This window comes from Stappia sp., from assembly GCF_965276915.1.
Classification (GTDB): Bacteria; Pseudomonadota; Alphaproteobacteria; order Rhizobiales; family Stappiaceae; genus Stappia.
This window is the reverse complement of record NZ_OZ255709.1, coordinates 1,611,884-1,632,133: the sequence shown is the minus strand read 5'-3', so window position 1 is coordinate 1,632,133 and position 20,250 is coordinate 1,611,884. Positions and strand designations below refer to the sequence as shown.

Annotated in this window: 18 protein-coding genes and 1 pseudogene; 11 read left to right on the top strand and 8 right to left on the bottom strand. The window is 65.8% G+C overall.

Features of this window, described 5'->3' with window-relative positions:
• Positions 1-16 precede the first annotated feature (16 nt).
• The 5 genes from ACQY46_RS07655 to cysG form a co-directional block, all read right to left on the bottom strand.
• Entirely contained in the window at positions 17-541 is a 525-nt protein-coding gene (locus tag ACQY46_RS07655) for a DUF934 domain-containing protein (RefSeq protein WP_428699662.1), read from the bottom strand.
• 2 nt (positions 542-543) lie between these two features.
• Positions 544-1,290: a phosphoadenylyl-sulfate reductase gene (locus ACQY46_RS07650; RefSeq protein WP_428699661.1), complete on the bottom strand. Its 747-nt coding sequence runs from the start codon at positions 1,288-1,290 to the stop codon at positions 544-546.
• Positions 1,277-2,932 carry a nitrite/sulfite reductase gene (locus ACQY46_RS07645; RefSeq protein ID WP_428699660.1) on the bottom strand — a complete coding sequence of 552 codons (1,656 nt, stop codon included), beginning with the start codon at positions 2,930-2,932 and terminating at the stop codon, positions 1,277-1,279. The genes ACQY46_RS07650 and ACQY46_RS07645 overlap by 14 nt, the downstream gene beginning before the upstream one ends.
• Positions 2,933-3,019: 87 nt before the next feature.
• A complete protein-coding gene (locus ACQY46_RS07640; RefSeq protein WP_428699659.1) occupies positions 3,020-3,325 on the bottom strand; it encodes a DUF2849 domain-containing protein in 306 nt (101 codons plus the stop codon).
• Positions 3,326-3,347: 22 nt separating this feature from the next.
• A complete protein-coding gene (gene cysG, locus ACQY46_RS07635; protein WP_428699658.1) occupies positions 3,348-4,793 on the bottom strand; it encodes a siroheme synthase CysG in 1,446 nt (481 codons plus the stop codon).
• A 688-nt stretch (positions 4,794-5,481) separates the two neighbouring features.
• Here cysG and ACQY46_RS07630 point away from each other — a divergent pair.
• Complete coding sequence (locus ACQY46_RS07630; protein WP_428699657.1) at positions 5,482-6,183, top strand: HAD family hydrolase; 702 nt, start codon at positions 5,482-5,484, stop codon at positions 6,181-6,183.
• 110 nt (positions 6,184-6,293) lie between these two features.
• On the opposite strand, the gene ACQY46_RS07625 is transcribed toward ACQY46_RS07630, so the two are convergent.
• Both ACQY46_RS07625 and ACQY46_RS07620 read right to left on the bottom strand, forming a co-directional pair.
• A complete protein-coding gene (locus ACQY46_RS07625; protein ID WP_428699656.1) occupies positions 6,294-7,460 on the bottom strand; it encodes an acetyl-CoA acetyltransferase in 1,167 nt (388 codons plus the stop codon).
• A 353-nt stretch (positions 7,461-7,813) separates the two neighbouring features.
• Complete coding sequence (locus ACQY46_RS07620) at positions 7,814-9,097, bottom strand: porin (RefSeq protein ID WP_428699655.1); 1,284 nt, start codon at positions 9,095-9,097, stop codon at positions 7,814-7,816.
• A gap of 444 nt (positions 9,098-9,541) precedes the next feature.
• Between ACQY46_RS07620 and ACQY46_RS07615 the strand changes: the two genes are divergently transcribed.
• The 3 genes and pseudogenes from ACQY46_RS07615 to ACQY46_RS07605 all read left to right on the top strand — a co-directional run bounded on the left by ACQY46_RS07615 (position 9,542) and on the right by ACQY46_RS07605 (position 13,284).
• The gene (locus ACQY46_RS07615; RefSeq protein WP_428699654.1) at positions 9,542-10,345 is read left to right on the top strand and encodes a glycosyltransferase family 2 protein; all 804 of its coding nucleotides are present in this window, start codon (positions 9,542-9,544) and stop codon (positions 10,343-10,345) included.
• Positions 10,346-10,390: 45 nt separating this feature from the next.
• Positions 10,391-11,635, top strand: a pseudogene (locus ACQY46_RS07610) (TIGR03862 family flavoprotein); the annotation flags it as partial.
• Between the two features lie 374 nt (positions 11,636-12,009).
• A complete protein-coding gene (locus ACQY46_RS07605; protein WP_428699653.1) occupies positions 12,010-13,284 on the top strand; it encodes a diguanylate cyclase in 1,275 nt (424 codons plus the stop codon).
• Positions 13,285-13,416: 132 nt separating this feature from the next.
• Here ACQY46_RS07605 and ACQY46_RS07600 read toward each other — a convergent pair whose 3' ends face one another.
• Positions 13,417-13,755 carry a BA14K family protein gene (locus tag ACQY46_RS07600; RefSeq protein ID WP_428699652.1) on the bottom strand — a complete coding sequence of 113 codons (339 nt, stop codon included), beginning with the start codon at positions 13,753-13,755 and terminating at the stop codon, positions 13,417-13,419.
• 269 nt (positions 13,756-14,024) lie between these two features.
• Here ACQY46_RS07600 and ACQY46_RS07595 point away from each other — a divergent pair, with 269 nt between their 5' ends.
• The 7 genes from ACQY46_RS07595 (at position 14,025) to ACQY46_RS07565 (ending at position 20,225) form a co-directional block, all read left to right on the top strand.
• Complete coding sequence (locus ACQY46_RS07595) at positions 14,025-15,221, top strand: substrate-binding domain-containing protein (protein WP_428699651.1); 1,197 nt, start codon at positions 14,025-14,027, stop codon at positions 15,219-15,221.
• A 91-nt stretch (positions 15,222-15,312) separates the two neighbouring features.
• Positions 15,313-16,119 carry an ABC transporter ATP-binding protein gene (locus tag ACQY46_RS07590; protein WP_428699650.1) on the top strand — a complete coding sequence of 269 codons (807 nt, stop codon included), beginning with the start codon at positions 15,313-15,315 and terminating at the stop codon, positions 16,117-16,119.
• A complete protein-coding gene (locus ACQY46_RS07585) occupies positions 16,112-16,837 on the top strand; it encodes an ABC transporter ATP-binding protein (RefSeq protein WP_428699649.1) in 726 nt (241 codons plus the stop codon). Before ACQY46_RS07590 ends, ACQY46_RS07585 begins: the two co-directional genes overlap by 8 nt.
• The gene (locus ACQY46_RS07580) at positions 16,834-17,862 is read left to right on the top strand and encodes a branched-chain amino acid ABC transporter permease (RefSeq protein WP_428699648.1); all 1,029 of its coding nucleotides are present in this window, start codon (positions 16,834-16,836) and stop codon (positions 17,860-17,862) included. Before ACQY46_RS07585 ends, ACQY46_RS07580 begins: the two co-directional genes overlap by 4 nt.
• Before the next feature lie 8 nt (positions 17,863-17,870).
• Entirely contained in the window at positions 17,871-18,929 is a 1,059-nt protein-coding gene (locus ACQY46_RS07575) for a branched-chain amino acid ABC transporter permease (RefSeq protein ID WP_428699647.1), read from the top strand.
• Positions 18,926-19,735, top strand: coding sequence for an alpha/beta fold hydrolase (locus tag ACQY46_RS07570; RefSeq protein WP_428699646.1), 810 nt, complete (start codon positions 18,926-18,928; stop codon positions 19,733-19,735). The genes ACQY46_RS07575 and ACQY46_RS07570 overlap by 4 nt, the downstream gene beginning before the upstream one ends.
• A gap of 277 nt (positions 19,736-20,012) precedes the next feature.
• Positions 20,013-20,225, top strand: coding sequence for a cold-shock protein (locus ACQY46_RS07565; RefSeq protein ID WP_306026921.1), 213 nt, complete (start codon positions 20,013-20,015; stop codon positions 20,223-20,225).
• Positions 20,226-20,250 lie beyond the last annotated feature (25 nt).

Genomic DNA, 20,250 nt, shown 5'->3' with positions numbered 1-20,250 from the left:
TGGCAGCGCCCTGGCATCAGGAAAGCTGCGCACCGGAGGGACGCCGCGCCCAGTAGCGGGCGCCGGCCGGCACCTCGTCGGAGCGTTCCGAGGGTTGAAGGTATAGAGGCACGTCCACATCATGACCAGCCTCGAGCGCCCGGATCGTCGGCTCGTTTGAGACCAGGAAACTGTCAAAGCCGACACGCCGCATGAGCGGGATCTGGTCGAGCAGAACATCGCCGACCGCCCTGACCTCGCCCGTGAAGCCGAGGCGCTGGCGCAGCAGGCGTGCCGTCGAATAGCCGCGTCCGTCCGAGAACTTCTCGAACGCGACGGCCACGAGCGGCAGTCCGGCAAGGTATCCGGCAAGGCGCTGCGGGTCCTCATGGGCTTGCACGAGCACCGCGAAACGCGGCTCGAGGCTCTCCGCCTCGGCCAGTTCCAGAAAGCGTCCGAGCGGCAGGATGACACACCCGGTCTCCGGCACCGCGTCCTCGTCGCCGAGCAACTGCCAGTCATCGGCGACAAATCCGCCGGCGCGATAAAGTCTTGCGGCCATGGTCAGATCCCGGCTCCCTGTTCGTTTTCGAGCGGCAGCGCGAAATGAATGCCGCATTCCGTCTTTTCCTGCCCGCGCCAGCGACCGGCGCGCGGATCCTCGCCTTCGGCAACCGGGCTGGTGCAGGGCATGCAGCCGATTGAGGGATAGCCCCTTGCGACCAGGGGATGAGGCGGAAGCCCGTGTTCCAGGACATAGGCGCGCAGGTCCGAAGGATCCCAGTCGGCAAGCGGATTGACCTTCACCCGGCCGCCTTCCGCCTCGAAGAGCGGGATGTCCGAACGGCTGCTCGCCTGGAACCGCTTGCGGCCGGAAATCCAGGCATCGAAGCCCTTCAGGCCGCGCGCCAGCGGCCGCACCTTGCGGATGTCGCAGCAGGCATCGGTGCTGCCCATCCACAGCATGCCGGCCGGATCCTCGGCGGCAAGGTCGGCGGCGTCCGGCGTCAGCGTGCGCACGTCGCCCAGGCCGAAACGTTCCACCAGCAGGTCCCGGTAGCGCAACGTGTCGGGAAACAGCTTCTTCGTGTCGATGAACAGCACCGGAATGTCCGCATCGACCCGCGAGACGAGATGCAGCAGCACCGCCGCCTCGGCGCCGAAGGAGGAGACCATCGCCAGACCGTTTCCGTAGCGCTCGCGCGCGGCGGCGATGACCTCCGTGGCGGAGGCTCCCTGGTGGCGCTGCGCCAGGGCAAGCGCCTCGAATGCCGCATCCGGTTCGGGCAGCAGGGCTTCAGGCTGTGCCATAGAGAGCCTCCTTGAAGGGAGCATCGCCGACCCGGCGATAGGCGGCGAGGAAGTCTTCCGCCGGATCGCTTCTCAGGCCGACATAGGTGTCGACAACCTTCTCGATGGCGTCGACGATCTCGTCGTAGGAGAAGCCCCGCCCGATGATCTCGCCAACGGACGTGTTCTCGTCGGCCGAGCCGCCAAGGGTGATCTGGTAGTACTCCTCGCCCTTCTTCTCCACGCCGAGAATGCCGATATGGCCGACATGGTGATGACCGCAGGCATTGATACAGCCGGAGATCTTGATCTTCAGGTCGCCAATGTCGCGCTGCCGCTGCAGCGAGGCGAAACGCTCCGAGATGCGCTGTGCGACCGGGATCGAGCGCGCTGTGGCAAGCGCGCAATAATCCATGCCCGGGCAGGCGATGATGTCGGTGACAAGGCCCGCGTTGGCATCGCCGAGACCGGCCCCGACCAGTGTCGCAAAGATCGCGGGAATGTCGGTCTTGCGCACATGCGGCAGGACGAGGTTCTGCTCGTGGCTGACGCGGATCTCGTTGTGGCCGTAGCGCTCGGCGAGGTCCGCAACGACTTCCATCTGCTCCGCGGTCGCATCGCCCGGTGCCTTGCCGACCGGCTTCAGCGAGATCGTGATGCTGGCATGGCCGGCACTGTGGTGCGCATGGACGTTGCGCTCGGCAAAGGCGGCAAGCGCCGGATCCGCGGCAACGGCCCGCTCGAACGCCTCGTCATCCGCGCCGGCGGCAAGCTCCGGCGGCGCGAAATATCCCACGATGCGGTCGATCTCGGCCTGCGGCAGGTCGAGCGCGCCGCCCCGGATTTCCTCGAATTCGCGCTCGATATCGGCCTTGAGCGTCTCCAGACCGGTTTCATGCACGAGGATCTTGATGCGCGCCTTGTACTTGTTGTCGCGGCGGCCGTAGCGGTTGTAGACGCGCAGGATCGCCTCGCTATAGGCCAGAAGGTCCTCCTCGGGGAGGAAATCCCGGACCTTGCGCCCGACCATCGGCGTACGGCCCAGACCGCCGCCGACGAAGACGGTGAAGCCGATATTGCCATCCGCGCCGCGCACCGCCTGCAGGCCGATGTCGTGCACCTGTACCGCCGCCCGGTCATGCGGCGCGCCGGTGACCGCAATCTTGAACTTGCGCGGCAGGAACGAGAATTCCGGGTGCAGCGACGACCACTGGCGCAGGATCTCCGCATAGGGGCGCGGGTCGACGATCTCGTCGGCGGCGGCTCCCGAGAAGTGATCCGCCGTGACATTGCGGATGCAGTTGCCCGAGGTCTGGATGGCGTGCATCTCGACTTCGGCAAGCTGCGCAAGGATATCGGGAATGTCCTTCAACCGCGGCCAGTTGAACTGGATGTTCTGGCGCGTGGTGAAATGGCCGTATCCACGGTCATAGGTGCGCGCGATATGGGCCAGGCGGCGCATCTGCCGGGCATCCAGCGTGCCGTAGGGAATGGCGATCCGCAGCATGTAGGCATGAAGCTGCAGGTAGACCCCGTTCATCAGCCGCAGCGGCTTGAACTGGTCCTCGGTCAGATCGCCGGCGAGCCGGCGGCGCACCTGGTCGCGGAACTGCTCGACCCGTGCCGAAACGAAATGCGCGTCGAATTCGTCGTAGCGGTACATCGCTGTCTCCTGGATCGACAGGCGCGGCGCATCCTGCGCCGGCGGCCCGAAGTTTGTCTGGGTTGCCCGGTATGCGCGTTGCGCCGCTCAGGCGGCCGAAACCTCGCGGCGGGCCTGCTTGCCGAGGTCGAGGCGCGTCGTCGGACCCTTGGCGCGGATCCGCTCGCGGAACCGGACCGGCGCGATCTCGTTGTCCTCCCGCCGCAGATCGATCAGGTACGGCTCGACGATCAGCCGCTGGGCGACGGCCTCCGTCCCCAGCGCTTCGGCTTCTGCAATCGCCTCGGCGCTCTCCAGCAACCGGGCCCCGTCAAGCGTTTCGACCCACTGGCCGGCACGGCCCAGCCAGACAACCTCGCCATCGATCAGACGGTTGGCGGTAAGAGCTTTCATGCAGTCGTTCCTTGTGGCGTGCTCAAGCGGCGGCGACGGCTCGGGAGGCGAGCGTCGCGCGCAAGGGCTGGCTTTCGGGCAGATCGGCATGGCCAACCGCCTTGCCGATGACGATGAGTGCAGGTCCGGTGACGTCGTCGCGCCCTTCCAGGGCGGCGAGATCGCCAAGCGTGCCGGCATAGAGGGTTTCCCCGCGCTGCGCGGCATTCTCCACAACCGCGACAGGGGTCTCGGCGGCAAGTCCTGCCTCGGCCAGACGTTCGGCGACGCGCGCGGCAACGCTACGACCCATATAGACGGCCACCGTGGCGCCGCCCATGGCGAGCCCCGCCCAGCCGGGCAGAGTGTCGCCGGAGCGGTCGTGACCGGTGGCAAACACCAGATCGGAGGCGATCCCGCGCAAGGTCAGCGGAATGCGCGCGCTGGCGGCCGCGGCGAGCGCCGCCGTCACGCCGGGGACGATGTCGTAGGCGATGCCTGCATCCCTGAGCGCCGCCATTTCCTCGCCGGCGCGCCCGAAGACCAGCGGATCGCCCGCCTTGAGGCGAACAACGCGGCGCCCGAGCGAGGCTTCCCGCACCAGGATCTCGTTGATGCGCGCCTGCGACACCGAATGCGCGCCCTTGCGCTTGCCGACCGCAATGCGTTCCGCGTCGCGCCGGCCCATTGCCACCACATCGGAGGGAACAAGCGCATCGTGGACGATCACATCCGCTTCCTGAAGCACGCGCTGCGCGCGCAGGGTGAGAAGATCCTCGGCGCCCGGCCCCGCACCGACGAGCCAGACGAAACCGGCATCGTCGCTGCGGCTGTTGAGCAGGCGCTGCGCCTCGGCGCGGGCGACGTCCGGCCGACCGGCCTGGAGGTGCGCGGCCACGGGACCGGAAAAGAACCGTGCCCAGAACCTGCGCCGCTCCGCCCCGCCCGTGATGACCCGGGCAACGGTCTCCCGGAAGCTCTCGGCGAGACGGGCGAGATCGCCGGTCTCGCGCGGCAGCAACGCCTCGATCCGGGCGCGAATGTGGCGTGCCAGCACCGGCCCGACGCCGGTCGAGGTGATGGCGATGGCAACCGGCGCGCGGTTGACGAGCGCGCCGACATAGAAGTCGCAGAGCTCCGGACGGTCAACCGCATTGGCGGGAATACCGAGTTTCCTGGCGGCCTCGACGACAGCCGTATCCTGCCTTTCCTCGCCGCTCGCGGCGAAGACCAGCGCAGCGCCCTCAAGGAGCCCGGGCCGGAACCCGGCACGAACCCATACGCCACCTGCGGTGTCGAGAGCCACGGCCACCGCGGGCTCGATCTCCGGCGCAACGACCTCGATCAGCGCCCGCGTTTCGGACAAAAGCCGGACCTTGGCGGCCGCCTCGTCGGCGGAACCGACCACGACAACCCGCCGCCCCTCGACCTTGTGAAAGGTCGGGAAGACGGCAAGCTTTCGATTTGCTGCGTCATCCTGTCGGGCCATTCGGCGCGGTCTCCGGCTGAATTCTGAGTGAACCTACAGATAGAGGCTCGCGTGCCGATCCGCCGGGCATGGCATTTCAAACGAGACGAGAAGAGGAGAAAAAACATCCCCGGGCGGGCATGTCGACACGGCAAAGGCAATGCCGCGGCCCTGCAGGCCTAAGGTTCCCCGCGCGAGAAACCTCCGTGCGAAGGCTCCTCAGATGAAACGCCGTACGCCCCGGCTTTCCGGTTCTGCCGACGCTGCCATTCGGTCGCGGCGCACCGCACCGATACATCTCCTGCGCCTGCGGGCATCGCATCCGGAGAGGCGTCACGCCAGAGATGTGCCGGCCGCTACGGCCGAACCCCGGGCGGCTTGCGCAATATTACCACCTGTGGTTTCTCTCCGCTTGCACCACCAGCATGTGGTTACAAGTTATTGCAAGACACCAACGCAACCAAACCAAAATCCAGAGACGCACATTCATTTCGTGCATACCGGTGATTTTATTTGAATCGAACTCGAACGACTTCAACTCGTAACCATATTTTTCACAACGACAGGGAAATTAGATTCTGCAACGAATCCATTTCAAGGATGCTACTATTGCGTCGAGGCTTAGCACTCTTGGTTGATTCTCGCATCCGGACAACTAATACTACGCTGTCGCGAGACATTTCAATCAAATCAATATCGAGTGAATCCCGTGGTAAAAGCTATTTTCTTTGATGTATTCGGCACCGTTATCGACTGGCGTAAAGGACTTGCCCATGGTTTCGAGCGGGCCTTTGCCAAGAGCGGTCGCGAGATCAGTTCCCACGCCCTGGCCGACGCGTGGTATCAGGCCTACAGGGCCCGTGTGCGGGATCCGCTTGCGCAGGATGTGCGCGGTGACGAGGTCGCAAGCGCATCCCTGCAGGATGTGCTGGAGGCCTGGAAACTGGATCGGGTTCTTGGCGACAAGGACACCGCGCAACTTGCAAGCAGCTGGCAACGGCTGCCGTCCTGGCCCGACAGCGTTCCCGGTTTGCGGGCATTGCGCCGCGAATACGTCATTGCCCCTTGCACGGACATCCCGACCTCGACCATGACCTGGCTTGCCAAGCATGCCGGCCTGCCGTGGGATCTGATTCTGGGAACCGACCTGGTCGGCGAGGGCCAGCGTGGCGGGTTGCTGGCCGGGGCAGTGCAGGCGATCGGCCTCGCACCGGGCGAGGTCATGTATGCCTCGGCCCACAATGCCGATCTTGCCGTCGCACGCAGTGTCGGCCTGAAGACGGCCTTCTTTGCCAGGCCGAAAGAGTTTGGAGCCGAGCAGACCAGCGACCTTGCACCCGGGGATTCCTGGGAAGTCGTGGCCTTCGACATGCTCGACCTCGCCCGCCACATGGAATCGGCGATCTACTGAAGCAGAACGGCCCTCCGCAACAGGAAACGGCGCGACAGCCGAAGCTTCGCGCCGTCAGAGCTGCCATGTCGGGCTTGCGCCCGAGGGATGCGAAGGCCGGAACCGAAACCCTAGCGCAGCGGCTGCAACACCGACACGTAGTTGGCGACAGCCGCTCCGCCCATGTTGAAAATGCCGCCGAGCCCGGCGTTCTTCACCTGGATGTCGCCGGCCGTACCGGTCAGCTGCATTGCCGAGAGGACATGCATCGAGACCCCGGTGGCGCCGATCGGATGTCCCTTGGCCTTCAGCCCGCCAGACGGATTGACCGGCAAGCGCCCGTCCGGCTGCGTCCAGCCTTCCAGGATGGCACGATGGCCTTCGCCCGGCTTCGTCAGCCCCATCGCCTCGTACTCGATCAGTTCCGCGATGGTGAAGCAGTCATGCGTCTCGACAAACGAGAGGTCGTCAAGGCCGACGCCGGCTGCCGACAGTGCCCGCCGCCAGGCTTCGCCACAGCCCTCGAACGCGAGAATGTCGCGCTTCGACATGGGCAGGAAGTCCTGGACATGCGACAGGCCGCGGAATGCCACCGCTTTCTTGCGCCCCAGCGCCGTTTCGACATCGGTGAGCACCAGCGCCGCCGCGCCGTCGGAGACGAGCGAGCAGTCGGTGCGCTTCAGCGGACCGGCGACGAACGGGTTCTTCTCGCTTTCGGCGCGGCAGAACTCGAAGCCCAGATCCTTGCGCATCTGTGCATAGGGATTGCTGACGCCGTTCTTGTGGTTCTTCGCCGCGATCGCTGCCAGCGCGTCCGAGCGGTCACCGTATTTCTGGAAATAGCCTTGCGCGATCTTGCCGAAGACGCCGGCGAATCCGCCCGGCGTGTCGCCGTCCTCGGGCAGATAGGACGCCTTGAGCAGGTTTCTGCCGATCTCCGGGCCAGGTGTCGTGGTCATCTGCTCGACGCCGACGACGAGCACCACGCGCGCCTCGCGGGAATTGATCGCCCGCACCCCCTGGTGCACCGCGGCCGAACCGGTTGCACAGGCGTTCTCGACCCGCGTCGCACGCTTGAACCGCAGGGCGGGATCCGCCTGGAGAACCAGGGACGCGGTAAAGTCCTGCGCCGAGAAGCCGGCGTTGAAATGACCGAGCACGATCTCGTCGATATCGCCGGGTTCGAAGCCTGCATCGGCAATCGCATCGCGCGCGACGGTGACGATGAGGCTCTCGACGCTTTCCTCGGAATGCTTGCCGAACGGCGTATGCGCCCAGCCAACGATCGCTGCAGTCATGGCATTGCTCCCTCGCGGTGCCGCTTGCCCTGCGAGATGGAGCGCAGCGGGCATTGGCCCGGCGCCTCAGCAGGCAAGCGTCTTGCTGTTCCAGTCGGGAGAGAAGATTCCACCTTGGAAGCGGGGATGCAAGCGACTTATTTACGGACACGTCAACGAAGGCAGTTTTTATGAAACAAAACAAACAATTATCAAAAATAACCAGGAAGCCCAAACGGACCGGCGACGCCCTCCGCATGAACCATGCCGGGTGCTGCAGATCCCTTCGGGGCAATACGCCTTTTGCGACGCACCCAAAAGAAAAGGCCCGGCGGTTTCCCGCCGGGCCTTCAATCCGATCTTAAAGGATCAGATTAGAACGTGCGCTGCACGCGGAAGATACCGACGAGATCGTCAGAGTCCGCGCCAACGACGTTGGTGTTGCGGTTGCGGTACTCGAGCTCGGCACCGACATAGAGGCCGGAGACCGGACGCCAGATCAGGTTACCCTGAACGTTCAGGTCGCGGATGTCCGCACCGCCAGCAGCCTGGTCGAGGCTGTTGTAGGACACGGTCAGAGCCGACGAGATGGCCGGGGTCCAGAAGTGGGTGAAGCCACCACCGATGCCCCATGCGCTCGACAGCTTGAGAGCGCCGGCAGCGTTGTAGGAAGCGTCAGAGAAGACGCCGTCCCAAGCCGAGCTCACGTAGCCGATAGCGCCCTGCGAGTACGAAGCCTGGATCGACACGTTGTCGCCCGGAGCAATCATCGGCAGGTTGAACGTGGCGCCAGCGCCGATCGCCCAGCCGAGCTTGCCCTTGCCGTTGGTGCTGACAATGGCGCCCGGGAAGTTGGTGGCGGCAGTGCCGGTACCCATCGTGGCAGCGTTCAGCGAACGGCCGTAGACGTGGTGCAGAGCACCCATCAACTGAGCCGAACCCCAACCCTGGTCGACGCGCAGGTTGGCGACGAAGTCCGGGATCTTGTGACCGCCGTAGCCGTCGATCGCTGCAGCAGCAGTGCCCGAGAGCGCAACGGTCTGGGTGCCGAGCTGGGCGCCGTTGTAGAAGATCTGGCCACGCTTGTTGGCAACTTCGACCGAGGCCGAAGCCGAGAAGCCGTTGCCGAACTGAGCGGTGTACGCGAACAGGTTGGTCTCGCCGAAGTCAGCGAAGCCCTGGTCGAGCACGGAACCCCAGTTGTTGCCCGTGTAGAACTGGAAGTACGAAGCGGTACGACCAGCGACGAAGCCGCCGAGCTGGATGAAGGCTTCATCCAGATAGAAGTCCGAGCCACCAGCGTTGTCGGTGGTCGACCAAGCAGCGACGTAGGTGCGCAGCAGGCCGTACTCGGTGTTGGTGCGGCTGTCGAAGTTCAGGTAGCCACGAGCACGGATACCGGTCGAGGTATCGGTGCGGGCGTCCCAAGCGCTGCCGCCGTCCTGGAGCATGTCGAACGCGCGGAATTCAACGCGAACGCCGCCGCCGATCTTCAGGCAGGTCTCGGTGCCCGGGATGTAGAAGAAGCCCGTGCCGAAAGCGTCGCAAACGCGGACGTAATCGACCGGCTCCGGAGCCACCGGAAGATCGGCGGCCTGTGCGCCCGTGGCTGCCAGGGCAGCTGCGGAAGCGCCGAGCAGGATGCTCTTAATGTTCATTTTCCTGACCTCGTCGTTGTTCCCTAGTGACCTTGTGGCCAACGGGAGATGAGAGTTGAGCAAGCTTCCCCGCGAGCTCGACCCTGTTCTAAGCCGGGCCGGCCGCGCCTCGCAACCGGCAAATGCCCGTTTGCGGCACTCCACGGACACAGTGTGTCTTTGCGGTGACACCCCGTTAAGCCTCTGTTAGCAAATGAGCCCCGTTTCCCGGCATTTCCGCCGTTTCGCTGCTTTTCACTCAAACCGGGAGGTGAAACACGCCGCGTGGCTTGCCGTCCGCCCGGCGCTTGCACAGCAATCCGCCTACATGCTTGATGACGGGAGAATCGCCACTTAAAGAAGGCGCGCGCGGTTTGCAGTTGCATCGCTCCCGCCTTTCCGGCCTGCCCGGGCAGGCGCGATTCGGCGCGATGCCGTCGCAGCAGCAGGAAGGCCGTTGCCCCAATGAGCGAAGCCCAGGCGATTTCCGTCTTTATAATAGCGCGGGACGAAGCGGACCGGATCGGCCGCGCCATCGACAGCGTCAAATCCTTCGCCGACGAGATCATCGTCGTCGACAGCGGTTCGCGGGACGGCACGAGAGACGTCGCCGAACGGCACGGCGCGCGCGTGATCGAGAATGCCTGGCCGGGCTACGGGCCGCAGAAGCGCTTCGCGGAAGACCAGTGCCGCAATCACTGGCTGTTCAATCTCGACGCCGACGAGGCGGCGACACCGGCATTGGCACTGGAGATCGAAACACTGGCGCGTTCCTCCGCCCTTGCTTCCAACTCGTTCTGGCAGGTGTCGATCCTGGATGTCTTCGCGCACGAGGACGGGCCGGCCCCCTGGGCCTACGGCTATATCCAGATCCGCCTTTATGATCGCCGGGTCGGGCGCTTTTCCGATTCGCCCGTGCACGACACCGTGCGGCCGCCCGAGGATGCGCGGCCAGCACGGCTCCGGCAGGCCATGGAGCACCGGTCGATCCGCTCGGTCGCCTTCCATGTCGAGAAGATGAACCGCTATTCCACGATGCAGGCGCTCGACATGGCAAAGCGCGGCCGCAAGGTCGCCCGCTGGCGTCTTCTCACCGAATTCCCGCTTGCCTTCCTCAAGGCCTATGTCCTGCGTCGCTACATGCTTTACGGATGGTGGGGGATCGTGATCTCGGGGAACTTCGCCTATACCCGCTTCCTGCGGATCGCCAAAGCCTACGAAGGCGAACTCGCTGCCCGCCGCGAGGCCGGGCCGCGCCCCCGGGTCTGAAATTCGCCCACTTCCCGGCCGGCTCCGAACGAACTTCCATTTCACCACACCGGGAACCAAGTCATGGGGAACCAAGTCATGGGCATCGCCAAACCCGCCGTTGTCATTGTCGGCGCCGGCCCCGCCGGCCTGATCGCCGCCGATGCGCTGTCGCGGCGCGGCGCGGCGGTGACCGTTCACGAGCGCATGCCCTCTCCTGCCCGCAAGCTTCTGATGGCGGGACGCGGCGGCCTCAACCTGACCCACAGCGAGCCGGTCGAAACCTTCCTCGGGCGCTACCGCGAGGCGGAAGACCGGCTGACGCCAGCCATCGGGGCGTTCGATCCGCAAGCCCTGCGCGCATGGTGCGCGGAACTTGGCATCGAGACCTTTGTCGGTTCGAGCGGGCGTGTGTTCCCGAGGCAGATGAAGGCCTCGCCGCTGGTGCGCGCCCTGCTCGCCCGCCTGGCGGCAAACGGTGTCCGTCTTCAGGCTCGCTCGACCTGGACGGGCCTTGGCGAGGATGGCGCGCTGCTTTTCGAGGGGGCGGACGGCCCCTCGCAGGTCCGTGCCGACGCCGCGCTTCTGGCGCTTGGCGGGGCCAGCTGGCCCCGGCTCGGCAGCGATGCCGGCTGGGTGCCGCTGCTCGCAGCACGCGGCGTGGCGATCTCGGCCCTGCAACCGGCCAATGCCGGCATTTCCGTTCCCTGGTCGCAGCACCTGCGCGAGCGCTTCGCCGGCACCCCGCTGAAACGGATCGCGATCACGGTGGGCGACCGGCGGGTCGCGGGCGAAGCTGTCGTCAGCGCCACCGGTCTCGAAGGCGGCGCCATCTATGCCCTGACGCCGGATGTTCGCGCCAGGATCGCCGAGACCGGGCGGGCCGACATCACGCTCGACCTGCGCCCCGACCTTGATCGCGAGGACTTGCGGCAGCGCCTGTCGCGGCCGCGCGGCAAGCAGTCGCTGTCGAACCACCTGCGCAAGAGCACAGGCCTTCCTCCCGTTGCCGTCGCACTCCTCTCCGAACCCGGCCACCGCCCAGGCGACCCGGAACAGCTGGCGGCCCTGATCAAGGCCCTGCCGCTGGTGGCGACCGGCTTTCCCGCTTCCGAGCGCGCGATATCCTCGGCCGGCGGCATCAGGTGGGACGCGATCGACGACACGTTCATGCTGAGCGCCCTGCCCGGCATCCATGTCGCAGGCGAGATGCTGGACTGGGAAGCCCCGACCGGCGGCTATCTTCTTCAGGCCTGTTTCGCGACGGGACTGGCAGCCGCTCACGGGGTCGCCGCGCGGCTCGGACTTTAAAACTCGATTCAAATCGCACCTTTGCCCGCAAGCAGCTGTTTGCGATAGCAGGTCTGCGATGGGTACATCCGCCCTTCGAGCCTTGAAGCCTTGCGTCCTCTACGGCAGGTTCCGGCATCCCTCGCTTTTTTCGCGATGCCCGACACCCCAGGACCGATCAACACGGCCGGGTCGGGCCGGTCAGGTCGGGTCGAGATGCATGGACGGTTGACGTGAAGGCACCGAATCCCGCGGGCAAGGTCAGGGCAACCGCGGCCCCGGCAAGCAGGTCCGGAGCAGGACCGGCCACGGGGTTGCATGCTCCCGCGGCCGACCAGGACACCAGGCTCCATGCCGACGCCGCAATGACCCGAATATTGCGGATTGCACGTCGCTTGTGCGAGGTCGATGCCGTGTTCGTCTATCTGCCCGGCGGGCACGGTACGCGCGACCTGCATCAGGACGGGTGCGCGCCCCCGCTTGCCGACCTCGCCTGCGCGATCGCGCAGGCCAGTGCCGCCGCGGGATCGTTTCTCTGGTCGCCCGGCACCAGCTCGCCCCATCGCGGCCTGCCCGAAGAGGCCCGGCTTGCCGGTACCGGGGTGACACTCCTCGCCGGGTTCCAGATGCAGGACAATGAAGGCCGCGCGGTCGGATCGATCTGTCTCGCGGACAGCCGAAGGCACTGTCTCTCCCGACGGGACCTTGACGCGGTCGAGGACGTTGCCCAACTCGTCCTTCGCGAACTGCAACAGGTGGCGGCCGAGCGCGTCGCCACCTCGTTCTGGGAAACGCTCACGGAATCCATCGAGATCCTGCCTGACGGCTTTGCCCTGTTCGACGCCGATGACCGGCTGCTGATCTGCAATGAGCAATACCGGCGGGTCTATCCGGAACTGGCCCATGCCATCCGGCCCGGGCAGCACTTCGAGGAAATCCTGCGCGAGGGCCTGAGATGCGGGCAGTTTCCGCAAGCTCGGGGGCGCGAGGAGGACTGGCTTGTCGAGCGTCTCGCCGCCCACCGCACCTCCACCGAGGCGATCGAGCAGTTGCTGCCCGACGGGCGCTGGATCCGGGTTCTGGAGAAGAAGTTGCCCAATGGCGGCACGGTCGGTTTCCGCGTCGACATCACCGCCCTGAAGCAGCGGCAGGCGGAGCTCTACGATCTCGCCCATCGTGACGAGCTGACCGGCGCCATGTCGCGGCGGGCCATCCTTTCGGCGGCAAGGCACCTTGCCGCGCAGCCCGACATCGTGGCGGCCGGCCTTGGCGTCATTCTTCTTGATCTCGACCATTTCAAGCAGGTGAACGACTGTCACGGCCACCTGGCCGGCGACACCGTCTTGCGGGAATTCGCCGAGCGCGCACGGGCGCTGTTGCGCGAGGACGATCACTTCGGCCGCCTCGGGGGCGAGGAGTTCCTCGTCGTCATGCCGCATGCCGACGCAGGCGCGGTCATGGCAATGGCGGAACGACTGCGTCTTGCCCTGACAGAAGAGCCCGTCCTGTTCGGCGGCACTGCCATCACCGCGACCGTCTCCGGCGGGGTCACGGCGGTTGTGCGGGCAGAAGACATCGACGATACGTTCAACCGCGCCGACCAGTATCTTTACGCCGCCAAGCAGGCCGGCCGAAACCGCATCGCCGGGGACCCGCGCCAGTTGCCCTGATCCGAAGTTATTGTCGGGCCTTTCTGCAGCCAATCCGACGAATCTCAGGTTCATCGCACCGGCGGGCGGGGCACGCACGGGAAAAAGGCCGGCAAAGGCCAGCCTCTTCCAGGTTCCTCACGACAGTTCCACTCAGCGGCAGAACTTCACCCGGCCCGAGTGGGTGCGGAAATAGCCGGTCGACGGATCGAACGAGCGATACTTCGACGAGCAGTAGCGGTACCACTCGGGCGTCCACGGGGCCGGACGGCCGTAGTAGGCCGGCGCCGGGACGTATTGCGGAGCGGGCTCGTAGTAGCGCGGCTGGGTCAGCGCCGATCCGACGATTGCGCCGGCAACGAAACCGCCTGCGGCGGCCCAGCCGTTGCGATGATGCCAGCGACGCGCCTCGGCATCGGTGGTGAAGGAGGCCATAACCGCACCGGCGGTCAGGGCAACTGCAAGACTTGTGATTGCGAACTTCTTCATCATGACTTAATTCCCTCTGTTCGATGCTGCTCTGTTTCCTGTATGACGCCACTTTTTCCTGCGTCCATGTTTTGAAGATAGCCGGCATTTCTGCAAATGAATGTGATCGCCATCACGAAGCGACGTAATGCGCAATTTCGCCGTCCCGCGGGGTTTCGCTCTCCCGATTGACATGAAACATGAATCATGCGTCATATACGAAAGGTGCAACGAGGCAGGCATGCTCCGGGAGGAACGGGCATGGCTTGCGCGCGCCGACAGGGAGGAACGCCATGCACAGACAATTCGCCTTGGTGGCCGCGCTGGCCACCAGCCTCGCGGCCGCTCCGCTGGGCGCTGCCGCATTCGCGCAGGACATCAAGATCGCCCATGTCTACGGCAAGACGGGCGCGCTGGAGGCCTATGCCAAGCAGTCGCATACCGGCTTCATGATGGGACTGGAATACGCGACCGACGGCACGATGGAGATCGACGGCCGCAAGATCGTCGTGATCGAGAAGGACACCCAGCTGAAGCCTGACATCGCCCGCGCGGCGCTGGCCGAGGCCTATGGCGACGACGAGGTCGACCTGGCCGTCGGGCCGGTCTCCTCGGGCGTGGCACTCGCCATGCTTCCGGTGGCCGAGGAATACGGCAAGCTGCTGATCGTCGAGCCGGCGGTGGCCGACAGCATCACCGGCGAGAACTGGAACCGCTACATCTTCCGCACAGGGCGCAACTCGTCGCAGGACGCCATCGCAAACGCGGTGGCGCTCGGCAAGGACGGCGTCACCATCGCCACGCTCGCCCAGGACTATGCCTTCGGCCGCGACGGCGTCGCGGCCTTCCGCGAGGCGCTGGCAGGAACAGGTGCAAAGCTCGCCTTCGAGGAGTACGCGCCGACCGACACGCAGGACTTCACGGCCAGCGCCCAGCGCATCTTCGATGCAATGAAGGATGTCGAGGGCCGCAAGTTCCTGTTCGTGATCTGGGCGGGCGGCAACAATCCGATCGGCAAGATCAAGGCGATGGAACCGGAGCGTTTCGGGATCGAGATCGCCACCGGCGGCAACATTCTCGCGGCGATGAAGGCCTACAAGGCGCTGCCGGGCATGGAAGGCGCCACCTATTACTATCACGACATCCCGAAGAACGCGGCCAATGACTGGCTCGTCGCCGAGCACGGGAAGCGTCACGGCTCGCCGCCGGACTTCTTCACCGCCGGCGGCATGTCGGCCGCCATCGCCGTCGTGGAAGGCATCCGCAAGGCCGGCTCGACCGACACGGAAGAGCTGATCACGGCGATGGAAGGCATGTCCTTCGAGACGCCAAAGGGCACCATGACCTTCCGCGCCGAGGATCATCAGGCCTTGCAGTCGATGTATCACTTCAAGATCCGCGTCGATCCTGATGTCGAATGGGGCATCCCGGAACTGGTGCGCGAACTGAAGATCGAGGACATGGCGATCCCGGTCCGCAACACACGCTGATCCGCATGGTCCGCCCTCCCCCGCATGCGGGCGGGGGGCGGACCGCCGCGATTGCCTGCGATATCCCACCCAACTGCCGGAGATCCGCGCCGTGACTCGCGAACCGCCCGTTCTCGAGACAGAGAACCTGACGATCCGCTTCGGCGGCCATGTCGCCGTCGACAGCGTTTCCTGCGCTTTCGAGCGCGGCACGCTGACGGCCATCGTCGGGCCGAATGGCGCCGGCAAGACCACCTATTTCAACCTCGTGTCCGGCCAGCTGCGGGCGAGCGCGGGGCGCGTCCGCCTCAACGGCGAGGACATCACCCGCAAGAGCGTCGCCGAACGTTGCGACCGCGGCATCGGTCGCGCCTTCCAGCTCACCAACCTGTTCGCGAGCCTCAGCGTGCGGGAAAACGTCCGCCTGGTCGTTCAGTCGCGCGCCGGCCGCGGGTTCGACATCTTCTCGCGCGCCAGCGCCCATGTGGAACTCATCGAGCGGGCCGAGCACGTGCTTGCCGAAGTGCGGCTTATCGACAAGCGCGACATGCCGGTCTCCGCCCTGCCCCATGGCGACCAGCGCAAGCTGGAAGTGGCCCTGATGATCGCGCTCAGCCCCCAGGTGCTGATGTTCGACGAACCCACGGCCGGCATGAGCGTCGACGAGGTTCCCGTCATTCTCGACCTGATCCGCGACCTCAAGAAGGACCGCGACCGCACCATCCTTCTGGTGGAGCACAAGATGGACGTCATTCGCACACTCGCCGACAGGATCATCGTGCTGCACAACGGCGCGCTGGTCGCCGACGGCGAGCCGGGCGCGGTGATGCGCTCGGCCATCGTCCAGGAAGCCTATCTCGGCAAGGCGCCGGAGACGGCCAGCCCGGAAACCGTCACCATCGAGACCGCCCATGACTGACATGCTCCTGCGGCTTGCCGGCGTGCACACGCATATCGGCCCCTACCATATTCTCCAGGACGTCACGCTCGACGTTCCGCGTGGCGGTGTCTCGGTGCTGCTTGGCCGCAACGGTGCCGGCAAGTCCACCACCTTGCGCACGATCATGGGCCTGTGGCGGGCAAGCGCGGGCGAGATCCATTTCGACGGCAAGGCGATCCATTCGCTCGCGACACCCGAGATCGCCCGCTCCGGCATTGCCTATGTGCCGGAGAACATGGGGGTCTTTTCGGACCTGACGGTGGCGGAGAACATGCGGCTTGCCGCCGTCGACGGCCCTTTCGATGCGCGCCGACTTGCCTGGATCAAGGAGCTCTTTCCGCCGATCGCAACGTTCTGGGACAAGACGGCCGGCACGCTGTCGGGCGGGCAGAAGCAGATGCTCTCCGTCGCCCGCGCGATCATCGAGCCACGCCGGCTGATCCTGATCGACGAGCCCAGCAAGGGGCTTGCCCCGGCGATCATCGCGTCGATGACGTCCGCCTTGCGGGAGCTCAAGGAGACCGACACCACCATCCTGCTGGTCGAACAGAACTTCGTCATGGCCTCGGCACTCGGCGACACCGTCGCGGTGATGGATGACGGTCGCATCGTCCATGCGGGCGATATGCGCGCGCTCGCCGCCGATGCCGGCCTGCAGGAACGGTTGATGGGCCTGAGCCTGGAGGAACACCAGTGAGCGAAACCGCGATCCGCCCCAAACTCGTCGGCCCGACGCCACTTGAGCGAGCGATACACGCGGCCCCGTTGCTGCTTGCTCCCGTCATGGCCCTCGCCGGCCTCATTGCCATCGGCGACCCGTCCGTGTGGCTGACACTGACCGTCGCCGGTCTCGCCATGGGGCTGATGATCTTCATCATGGCGTCCGGGCTGACGGTTGTCTTCGGCCTGATGGACGTGATCAATTTCGGCCATGGCGCCTTCGTTTCCGTCGGCGCCTTTGTCGGCTTCACAGTGCTTGCCTGGCTGGCCGGCTGGACCCAGAGCCCGGCCGTGATCCTCAACCTGGCCGCCGTCTTCCTGGCGATCCTTGCGTCCATGGCGATCACCGGTGCGCTGGGGCTCGCCTTCGAGCGGGTGATCGTCAAGCCGGTCTACGGCCATCACCTGAAGCAGATTCTCGTCACCATGGGCGGGCTGATCGTCGCCCAGCAGCTCATCCACGTGGTCTGGGGCCCCGACGCGATCCATGTCGCCCGCCCGCAGTCGCTGCAGGGCTCGTTCATCTTCGGCGAGGCGGCGATCGAGAAATACCGCGTCTTCGCCGTCTGCATCGGCGTCGTGCTCTTCCTCGCCATGCGCCACGTGCTGCGCGCCACGCGGCTCGGCCTCCTGGTGCGCGCCGGCGTCGAGAACGGCGAGATGGTGGAAGCGCTCGGCTACCGCATTCGCCGGCTGTTCCTGCTGGTCTTCATGGCAGGGTCCGCGCTTGCCGGCCTCGGCGGCGTGATGTGGGGCCTCTACCAGGAGACGATCACCGCCCATATGGGGTCGGAGATCATGGTGCTCGTTTTCGTCGTCGTCATCATCGGCGGCCTCGGCTCCATCGAGGGCTGCTTCATCGGCGCGCTTCTGGTGGGGCTGCTCGCCAACTACATGGCGTTCCTGGCCCCCAAGGTCGCGCTTGTCTCGACCATCGCGCTGATGGTCGGCGTGCTGATGTGGCGGCCGCAAGGCCTCTATCCCGTGGTCAAGGCGAAATAGGTCCCATCATGATCAACACGCTGCTCTCCGGGGACCGTCCGCAAAGCCGCATCCTGACCGCCATACTGGTCCTGATCGGGCTTGCGCTTGCCTTCGCGCCGTTCCTGTTTCCCGGTACCAAGCCGCTCGACACGGCGGCCCGCATCTGCATCTTCATCGTGCTGGTGGCGAGCTACGACCTGCTGCTCGGCTACACGGGGATCGTGTCCTTCGCCCACACGATGTTCTTCGGCATCGGTGCCTACGGTGTCGCCATCGCGCTCTCCGCGCTCGGGCCGGGCTTCGGGGCGATCGGCATCGGCGTTGCCGCGGGCACGCTCGTCTCGGCTGCGCTGGCGCTCGCCATCGGGCTCTTCTCGCTGAGGGTCAAGGCGATCTTCTTCGCCATGGTGACGCTCGCTGTGGCCAGCGCCTTCGCCGTGCTCGTGTCGCAGCTGTCCGGGTTCACCGGCGGCGAGGACGGCCTCACCTATCGCATACCGCGCGAGCTGACGCCGGCCTTCCGCCTCGCCGACATGCGTATCCTGGGCGTTCGCCTCGACGGGCGGCTCCTGTCCTACTACCTGGTCTTTGCTTGCGCACTGGTGCTCTTCCTCGCCATGCTGCGGATCGTCAACTCGCCCTTCGGCACGACACTGAAGGCGGTGCGCGACAACGCCTTCCGCGCCGAGGCGATCGGCTACCGGGTGATCTGGTACCGGACGACGGCAACCGTCCTGTCGGCCGCGATGGCGAGCCTTGCCGGAGCGCTGCTGGCGATCTGGATCCGCTATACAGGCCCGGCGACGACGCTTTCGATGGAGATCATGATCGACATCCTCCTGATGGTCGTCATCGGCGGAATGGGCACGATGTACGGGGCCGTGATCGGCGCGACGCTCTTCATCCTCGCCCAGACCTACCTTCAGAACCTGATGGGCGCGGCCGAGCGGGCAACCGAGGCGTTGCCGCTGGTGCCCGTGCTGCTCGCCCCCGAGCGCTGGCTGCTCTGGCTCGGCGTGCTCTTCATCCTGTCCGTCTATTTCTTCCCCGACGGGGTCGTCGGGCGACTGCGGAGACGGGGATGACCAGTCTCTTCGTCCGCCGCGCCGGCGCGCCGCGGCACGGACGTCGTCCGCTTGTGCTGCTGCATGGCTGGTCCTGCCATGGCGGCTTCTTCGAACCGCAGATGCAGGCGCTGGGCGGACAGACACGGGTACTGGCCCCCGACCTTCCCGGTCACGGCCGCAGCGCCGGGCACCTCGCGCCGACCATCGAGGCCGGTGCCGACGCGCTTCACGACCTGCTTGCGGAAGACGGGATCGAGGATGCCGTCGTTGTCGGCTGGTCGATGGGCGCGCTTGTCGCCTGGTCGATGATCGAACGGCACGGCGCGAACCGCCTGTCGGCGCTCGTGGTGGAGGACATGTCGCCCAAGGTGGTCAACGCGCCCGACTGGCAGTTCGGATCGCGCAGCGGCCTGGACGGCGACCGCAACGCGGTCTTTCTCAAGGCGATCGAGACGCAATGGCCGCTGCTCGCCGCACCGACCGCGCGGCGCACCTTCGCATCCGGGGCACCCCGGAACCTTCTCTGCTTCGCGGAGAGGGAAATGCGCGCCGCCGACCCCGGGTCGCTTGCCGCCATGTGGCGATCCCTGACCGCGCAGGACTTCCGCGGCCTGATCCCGCGCCTCGAACTGCCCGTGGTGCTCGCGCGCGGGGCGCAAAGCCAGCTCTATGACGCCGGTGCCGCCCACTGGCAATGCTCTCGGCTGGCGCGCGCGCACCTCCACACATTCCCCGCATCCGGTCATGCCCCGCACCTGGAAGAACCCGGTCCGTTCAACGCCATGCTAGGGGAAGTGATCGATCCGTGCCGCTCCCCCAACTGATGGCAGACGGCCGCGTTCCGCATCCCTCGCCCGTACCACGGCGCTTGCTGGCTTCCGTGTTTTCGCATACACTTCGCGCGTCGGGCCTAGGTCCGGCAAAAGCGGGCTTGAAAATTCGAACCCCGGTTAAGAAAGTTTCGGTATGCGGCTCTCTCCCGGTCTCCGTGACCGGTTCTGTCGAACAGAACTGCCTTTCCCGTTTCTGAATGCCACGCTCGCGCAAGCAAGCGCGCTTACTTGCGCTTTAACGTTTTGACTCGGGACAGGAGTTTCCCCCATGCGCCAGACCGGCACCCTCAAGTTCTTCAACCATGATCGCGGCTTTGGTTTCGTGACCCCGGCCGAAGGCGGCAAGGACGTGTTCGTCCACATCACCGCCTTCGAGCGCTCGGGCATCGCCGTTCCGGCGGAAGGCACGACCCTGACTTTCGTGACGGAAGAAGACCGTCGCGGTCGTGGCCTGCAGGCCGCCCAGCTCGAGCTCGCGTAACACGCGCTCCTCGGCCTGACAGCTG

What these genes read in the sequence shown, in the direction of transcription:
- ACQY46_RS07585 (WP_428699649.1), top strand. Translation starts at nt 16,112, where the DNA reads ATGACTGACATGCTCCTGCGGCTTGCCGGCGTGCACACGCATATCGGC.
- ACQY46_RS07650 (WP_428699661.1), bottom strand. Translation starts at nt 1,290, where the DNA reads ATGGCACAGCCTGAAGCCCTGCTGCCCGAACCGGATGCGGCATTCGAG.
- ACQY46_RS07570 (WP_428699646.1), top strand. Translation starts at nt 18,926, where the DNA reads ATGACCAGTCTCTTCGTCCGCCGCGCCGGCGCGCCGCGGCACGGACGT.
- ACQY46_RS07565 (WP_306026921.1), top strand. Translation starts at nt 20,013, where the DNA reads ATGCGCCAGACCGGCACCCTCAAGTTCTTCAACCATGATCGCGGCTTT.
- ACQY46_RS07615 (WP_428699654.1), top strand. Translation starts at nt 9,542, where the DNA reads ATGAGCGAAGCCCAGGCGATTTCCGTCTTTATAATAGCGCGGGACGAA.
- ACQY46_RS07575 (WP_428699647.1), top strand. Translation starts at nt 17,871, where the DNA reads ATGATCAACACGCTGCTCTCCGGGGACCGTCCGCAAAGCCGCATCCTG.
- ACQY46_RS07645 (WP_428699660.1), bottom strand. Translation starts at nt 2,932, where the DNA reads ATGTACCGCTACGACGAATTCGACGCGCATTTCGTTTCGGCACGGGTC.
- cysG (WP_428699658.1), bottom strand. Translation starts at nt 4,793, where the DNA reads ATGGCCCGACAGGATGACGCAGCAAATCGAAAGCTTGCCGTCTTCCCG.
- ACQY46_RS07625 (WP_428699656.1), bottom strand. Translation starts at nt 7,460, where the DNA reads ATGACTGCAGCGATCGTTGGCTGGGCGCATACGCCGTTCGGCAAGCAT.
- ACQY46_RS07600 (WP_428699652.1), bottom strand. Translation starts at nt 13,755, where the DNA reads ATGATGAAGAAGTTCGCAATCACAAGTCTTGCAGTTGCCCTGACCGCC.
- ACQY46_RS07640 (WP_428699659.1), bottom strand. Translation starts at nt 3,325, where the DNA reads ATGAAAGCTCTTACCGCCAACCGTCTGATCGATGGCGAGGTTGTCTGG.
- ACQY46_RS07595 (WP_428699651.1), top strand. Translation starts at nt 14,025, where the DNA reads ATGCACAGACAATTCGCCTTGGTGGCCGCGCTGGCCACCAGCCTCGCG.
- ACQY46_RS07655 (WP_428699662.1), bottom strand. Translation starts at nt 541, where the DNA reads ATGGCCGCAAGACTTTATCGCGCCGGCGGATTTGTCGCCGATGACTGG.
- ACQY46_RS07620 (WP_428699655.1), bottom strand. Translation starts at nt 9,097, where the DNA reads ATGAACATTAAGAGCATCCTGCTCGGCGCTTCCGCAGCTGCCCTGGCA.